Raw genomic sequence first — 7,524 nt, 5'->3', positions numbered from 1 at the left:
CGCGAAGTCCAAGAAAGGAAGACGACATACCGATTGCTCTCTACATTCTAACAGCTTAAGCAACAAGATGGATAAGGTCCTAACTGGTTGTTAGGTACTATAACCATAAATATATTGTAGTAGAAAGGCGGTTTTAAAATGGCAACCAAAAAAATAATCACCCGGGTGTGCCCCAAATGTGGAGAGATCTTTGAAACCCATGCTTATGATGTCATCAATGGCACGCTGGATACGGCCATCCGGGAAGAGGTGATCCTGGGTCGGATCTTTGATTTTACCTGCCCGGCGTGCAGCCATTGTTTTCGGAGCCCCTATTCCATGGCGTATAAAGACATGGAAAGAGAGTACCTCGTTTTTCTGGATATGGATGAGAAAGACGAGGCGTTTAATGACATGGACCAGACAGGTACGGACCGAACAGGAGAAGACCAGAACATAGACGAGCAGATCAAAGAGACCCGGGCACTCTTTCCCACCTACCGCATCCGGGTGGTGCATGACATGATGGACTTTATTGAAAAAATACATATTTTCAGTGCCGGCCTCAACGATAAAATCATTACCTATCTGGGCTACAAGATCAAGGATGATGTTACCGTAAAAATGAGGAAAGCCAAACAGCCTGTTCAGGTCCATAAAGCCCTGTTTGATTCCTTGAAAGGCAAAGAAGGGGAAATCAATTTTGGCTTACTGAGTAATTCCCCCAAACCTATTTTTGTCACCACCCCCACCCGGGATTATGAGTATCTGCTCAAAAAAAGCCCCCTCCGCCAGAAATTTGAAGAAACCGACGGACTGTATCAAATAGATGAGTGCTGGGCAGCCGGGATTGATAAGGTATTAATCGCCTGAACGCCCGGAAAAAAATGATGAGAAATGCAGCTTAGAGAAATAAAAAACCGTGCTTCCGGTGAGATTATAAAAATCCGCTGAATGATGCGGCTGGCTTATGGACAATCACATTGATATCAAGCAAATCGAATGATCATTGAAAACAGAAAATAAAAATCGGGACGCTCTCGAAAAAATGACTTCTTCAGGTGGTTACACCTTAAGGATAGATGTGAAGTGGTACGGGATTTGGGTTCATGGTTGTCGATTAAAGACGGAAAGGAGGAACCGGTGGCAGAGCCGAAAGGTCAGGAGCATGGGGGCAAATGAAAGGGAAGAACTCGCCAATGGCCCACAGGAAAATCGGGTTCAACAAAGTGGTTACGGTAACGAGGGCAAATAAAAAAAACGCCGGGATCTCAGAAATCCCGGCGGTCGGGTGACTAAAAAAGCCACTAAAATATTATGATACTTTAATTTACCCTCTTTTGACAGAATTGTCAAGATTCAAATTTAAAAAATAAAAATATGAGGAGTAAAAAAGATGAAAATCAAAAGTTATGGTAAAAAAGCGTTAGCAGTAGTGGGTTCAATGGCAATGTTAGCAGCCTTTGCTTCCCCAACCTTTGCAGCAGGCTTGGATGATGGCACAGATTTTTATATTGCCGTGGATCAGTCCACAATGGGCGGTCCGGCAATTGTCGCACCAGCTCACGTGCATGTCAATCCGGCAGATTACAGCACCACAACCGTATTGGAACTGTTAAACGACGTTAAAGGCAGTGTAACCGTGCACGATAATTGGGGTTATGTGGATTATATGAGTAGTTCATTTTCAAATACTTACAATTTTAGCAACTACACAGGTACATATACTGATCCCTGCTTAGATACGCACATGGTCTCTACCAATCAATCGGATGGCTTGCTTAAGGAAAAAGAATTTACCGGGGTTTCCGGCTGGATGATGCAGATTGACAGCCAGACCTCAGGAACCTATGGTGGTAATACGGTTTGGTATAGCGGCACAACAACCGTACAGGATCTGATCGATACTGGTTTACTCAATGCCGGAGATACCAGTGCTACCATTCGTTGGTATTACTCCTTGAATATGGGCGCTGATATGGGGCTGGCATACAGTTCATGGTTACCAACAGAAGATCCGACATATAATGGAACAGCCTGGGTATACGATTGGAATAGCACAGAATATACTGCACCACAATTTACGATGGCCAACAAAGATGCGTTGGTAAAAGCATTGGCGAATAACCCAACTGACCCAGACTATGCAGCCGCACTGGCAGTATTTAATACTGTTAATGCCACACAGACTGCCGTCAATGCGGCAACTGCTTCACTCTAAGCTGTAGTATTTTGTTTTTGGGTAAAAGGATTAAAGAGGGACATTTAGTCCCTCTTTCTTTAATAAAAGAAAGGGATAAATAATGAAAAATATATGGATTGAAAAGAAAAAGAATATCCTAATCATGCTTTTTTTCTTCATTACAATGATGGTAGTGTCTGGCTTCACTTCCATGGCGGTTAGGGCAGAAGGGGAAACCGGAGATACCTGGAATCCGGCAACCGGCAGTTATGTAATCAGCACAGTTGCAGATCTTAACGCCTTTCGGGCATCAATAATTACAGCTAAAAGCGCAGACAGTGTCAATTACAATGGCAAAAAGATCACATTGAACAATGATATTACCATTGATGAAACACATCCGCTGACATCATTGAAACGCCCATCTTCAGCTCGTAATTTTTCCGGGGTTTTTGATGGACAGGGCCATAGTATTATCGGCTACAACGATAATCAGATGGCTCTATTTTATACAATTGCGGCCTCTGGCAAGGTTTATAATTTAAACTTAGAATCTGTAAATCTACAGGCGATTAGCAGCACGGTTCAGAGACTTGGAAGTTTAGCAATGGTAAATAATGGGAAAATAATTAATTGTTCGGTAACTGGAACAATAAAAACAGCTAGCGGCAACGCTTCCCAAGTTGGTGGCCTGGTTGGTAGTAATGCTGGCAGTAATGCCCAGATCATCAACTGCTACAGTCGTGTCAATATTGAAGAAACCAATGGAAAGTGTGTTGGTGGGATTGCTGCAATGAATAGCACGTCGGCAATCATTCAGAATTGTTATACAACGGGCAATTTGATGAATACGGCAACAGAAACCATTTATCCAATTGCTAATGAAACCGATGATCAAACGTATATTAAAGACTGTTATTATCAGGATACAATCAATACTAACCTGGCAACGACAAATAATTTTGGCGCACCATTAACCGAAACCCAATTTAAAGACAGTACGAATAGTGCTTCAAATTTCCTGAACTGGAATTTTGAGAAAGAATGGAAAATGGATGCCACCAATGGCGGGTATCCCAGCTTGCGCTATCAGCTGCCGGAAGGAAACAGCAGCGAAATACAGGTAAAAGCGGTTGTGAAAATCAAAGATAAGGTCGTTCCGGATACCGACATCAATACGAATGCACCCGACTTTCTAAAGGCGGACATTGAAAGCATTACGCTGGTTGCCACCGATGGTAAGGCAGAAAGTCAGACGATCATTGATGGTTATCATGCAAAGTTGGAACTAAGAGATCCCGATAAGGGAATCCAAAATCCATTAACCTTTACGGGTGTTGTAGCAGCAAAAAATAATTTTGATGGTAAGTTGCAAGGGTTTTTATCCCAGTATAAGCTGGTTTATGACGACAGCGGATCAAATGCCTACACCCTTAAATTCTTCAGTAATGAATATGAAACGGGTGTTTTAGGGGAAGATTTTAGTGTCAATGAACCGGCGTTTACCTTTAACAGCAATACAACGTATTCGGATGATCAAAAAGCAGCAGCCATTGCCGCCACGGAAACCCGCATTCAGGAATCACTGGCATACTATCTGCCTGCCGATGTTTCAGGTCATGATGCGGTGTTTGGGGCTGGCAATAACCAGTACGGTTCCTGGCTGATTTTCACCTCGGCCAGAGCCGGTTATACCCCGCATGAAGGGTTTTTCGATGAATGCTACAAAGCTTTTGAGGAAAAATACACTGCATCAAAAAAGGTAACCGGAGAGGGCCAACCCTTAAATGAAGGTTTCGATGCCAATGAGGTTGCCAAGGATGCACTGGCCATCACCGCCATGGGCTATGACGCCCGCAATGTGGCTGGCTACAATCTTATTGAAATGCTGACCAATGGAAAAAACCCGTCCGACGGTTATTTTAAGGAACAGGTTAGTTCATTTGCCATTGATTCCTATGACTATTTACCAGGCACACAACAAGCCTACGCGGTTGAGCTGGCAAAAAAAGCCCTTGCTGGAGCAAGCACAGGCAATGATCCGCTGATTGATATGTACATCATGGGATTTCAGCCGTTGGCCGCCTACTACGATCCCAATGCTCAGGAAGGAACTGACCTCTATTATGTAAAACAGGCGATGGAAACGGTGTTTATCCCTTATTTTTCACGGATTCAGGGATACACCGGCGTGTTCTACAGCGGCATCAGTTACAATAATCCATGGTCTAATGCTCAGGTTTATATCATGCTGGGAATGGCGGATGTGGATATTTTCAATACAACATATACGGAAAATGGAGCTGCGAAAATTGCATTTATTAAAAACGGCTTTTCAATGTTGGATTCTCTTGCTCCGGTTAGCCAGTCCTATAGTGCCGATCAGGGTCAGATTGCCAGAGGCTATGAGGCCGTTGTAAGAGCTTATCGCAATGAAAACCAGATCTTTGACTGCACCGATGTTACCAATTCAACGGTTCGGGTTAACAATGCCATTACGGCCCTGCCGGCGGTTGATACCATCATCGATGACACCACCAAAGCTGCGGCTCAGGAAAAACTGACCGCTTTGGATACCCTGCTGTCAACCCTAACCCTGTCAGATACGCAGAAAAACAGTATTGACAAGACCAAATACGACGCGGTTAAAGCAAAACTGACCGCCGCCGATACGCCCAGTGCTGCTGACAAAGCGGCAGCCAAAACCGTCACTGATCAGATTACCGCGTTGGGCACCATTACGCTGGATAAAGAAGCTGATGTCACGGCGGCTCGTTCTGCCTATACCGCTCTGACAGATGCCCAGAAAGCACTAATCACGGCTGAGACGCTCAAGATCCTGACCGATGCGGAAGCTACCATTGATACGCTGAAGCCGGATACGGGAACCGTCACCATCGATGTGGAACGGTTCACCATTGGTCAGGGTTTCTATAAAGAGCCGGTTACCATGAGCTACACGAAAGATGAAAGTGTCTTTAGTCTGGTTTCCCGTTTGGTGGGTGCCGACAACATCCTTGGTAACTCATCCTATATGACCGGGATTAAAGGAACCGACGCCGGAGCAAACACCGTCGTCATTCCCGACTATATTGTTTCCAAACTGGGCGGCGGCAATACGGCTGCCGCAACAGCTTATGGCAATAAACAGACCGATAGCGCCCTAGGGACCGCTTCTTACAGCGCCCAGGGCGGTTGGATGTTTTTAGTGAATAACCAGAGTCCCACGGTGGGAATGGGCGATTATAAAGTAAATAGCGGTGATGTCATTCGCATTGCCTTCAGCTATCAGGGGTACGGAGCTGATTTGACCGGCTACGTATACGGCGTAGCGGAACCAAAAGTTGTCCTTGGCAATCGGGATGAGCTTTTAAAAGCCATTGCTGCCGTGAATACCGATGACAAAGACGCCATGCTGGCCAATGCCGGCGTAAAAACAGCCTATGACAACGCCGTAACCGTGGCAAAAGATATGACCGAAACCACCGAAAACACAAAAACAGCCGCAGCTGCATTAAATCAGGCCGTTGCCGATATGAAGGCCGCCAAAGCTGTCGCAGACAAGATTGCCGCGCTGCCAACAACGGATGCTTTAGTGCTTACCGATAAAACCGCCGTCACCGCAGCCCGTAGTGCTTACGCTGCGTTGACACCTGCACAACAAGCATTGGTGACGAACTTAAACATTCTCACCGTCGCTGAAGCAAAAATCAAGGCATTGGAAGATGCCGCTTCGGCCAGCAACGACCAGGTTGCCGCAAATGCAGTTATTGTCAAAATCAATGCGCTGGGTACCATCATCAGCTATGATCAGAAAGGCACAGTAGTAGCCGTCCGATCCTTATACAATGGCTTGACTGTGGCTCAAAAAGCGTTAATCAGCAATGATACCCTGGCCATTTTGACGAAAGCTGAAGCGGCCATCGAAAAACTCAAACCGACTACCGGCAGCATCACCATCGATGTGGAACGCTTCACCATTGGTCAGGGCTTCTACGTGGAACCGGTGACCCTGGGCATCACCGATGGCGAAACGGCTCGACAGGCCATTGAAAAACTGCTGGGAGCCGAAAATCTGGAAGGTGAGGTGGGTTACCTGCGTGCCGTGAAAGGTGCCGATACCGGAACGGCCACGATTCCCGACTATATTGTTGATAAATTGGGCGGAGCCAACAGTACCGTGGCCAATACCTATGCCAGCCGTTACAGCGGTAATGTCCTGGGTGAGTTTGACTACAGCAAGTACTCCGGCTGGATGTATTTCGTGAACAACCAAACCCCCAACGTGGGAATGGATGCCTACACGTTAAAAAATGGTGATGTTATGCGTCTGGCCTTCACCTACTGGGGAACCGGAAGTGATTTAACTGGTCTGGAATACGGCACCAACAGGGTACTGGTATCCATTGCCAACAAGGATACTCTGATCAAAGCGCTGGCCACCGTCAACGGAAACAGCGCTTACTTAAATGACAAAGACATCAGCAGCGCTTATGACACCGCCATGACGGTGGTGCAGAACATGACTGCTACTTCAAAAGCAAGCAACGATGCGGCCACCGCCCTGAATAAGGCTGTGGCGGCATACAAACCGGTGGATCCAACCAAGCCTGATGACGGCGACAAAGTAATGGCTAAAGCCGTCACTGATCAGATTGCCGCTTTGCCGGCAGCTGACAAACTGGCAATTACCGACAAAACAGCTGTGGGTGCCGCCCGAACCGCCTATGAAGCGCTGAGCGCCACTCAGAAAGCACTGGTGACCAACCTGAGCACCTTAACCGCGGCCGAAGCGAAAATTGCCGAACTGGAAAAATCCACTGCCGTCGATAAAGCCACTGGCATTGAAGTGATTGGTCTGCCGGCCGGAACCGCCATTAAGGTGGTCGGGGAAACCGATAACGCAGATAAAATCGACGAAGCCCAGAAAGCCGCGAATGCCGCCGGTATCACCGATGCCAAAGTGGTGAACCTGTATGACATCAAACCCGATATGAGTGCCGACGATCTGGCAAAATTCAACAATGATCCCACCACTTACGTTACCATCAACCTGCCGCTAAGCAGTGACCAGCAGGGATACGAGGCATATAAGATTTACCACAAGACCGAAGCCGGAACCATCGAATGGATTACTCCGACCCTTTCCGCCGACAAGAAAACCCTGACTTTTAAAGTCAACAGCTTCTCTGAATTCGGTGTGGTGGGCAGTAAAACTGACACCAAAACCGTGAACTGCAGCTACCAGACCCAGATTGAAAACATCGGCTGGCAGGATAGCAAGACAAACGGCGACCTCAGTGGAACCGCCGGCCAGTCGTTAAGACTGGAAGGAATTAAAATTAACCTGGATAACCAGGGCT

General features: G+C 46.6%; 3 protein-coding genes. All 3 read left to right on the top strand.

The genetic code is table 11. The annotated features are described in order from the left end of the window. The first annotated feature begins 138 nt into the window (after positions 1-138). Entirely contained in the window at positions 139-852 is a 714-nt protein-coding gene (locus FZC41_RS16890; protein ID WP_148568627.1) for a CpXC domain-containing protein, read from the top strand. Between the two features lie 523 nt (positions 853-1,375). Beyond that, on the top strand, positions 1,376-2,200 hold the full coding sequence (locus tag FZC41_RS16885; protein ID WP_148568626.1) for a hypothetical protein: 825 nt from the start codon (positions 1,376-1,378) through the stop codon (positions 2,198-2,200). Positions 2,201-2,282: 82 nt separating this feature from the next. After that, the coding region (locus tag FZC41_RS17685; RefSeq protein ID WP_148568625.1) for a DUF4430 domain-containing protein at positions 2,283-7,524 on the top strand (5,242 nt) is incomplete at its 3' end.

The organism is Acetobacterium paludosum (assembly GCF_008086595.1).
Classification (GTDB): domain Bacteria; phylum Bacillota; class Clostridia; order Eubacteriales; family Eubacteriaceae; genus Acetobacterium; species Acetobacterium paludosum.
This window is presented reverse-complemented; position numbering and strand designations above follow the sequence as displayed.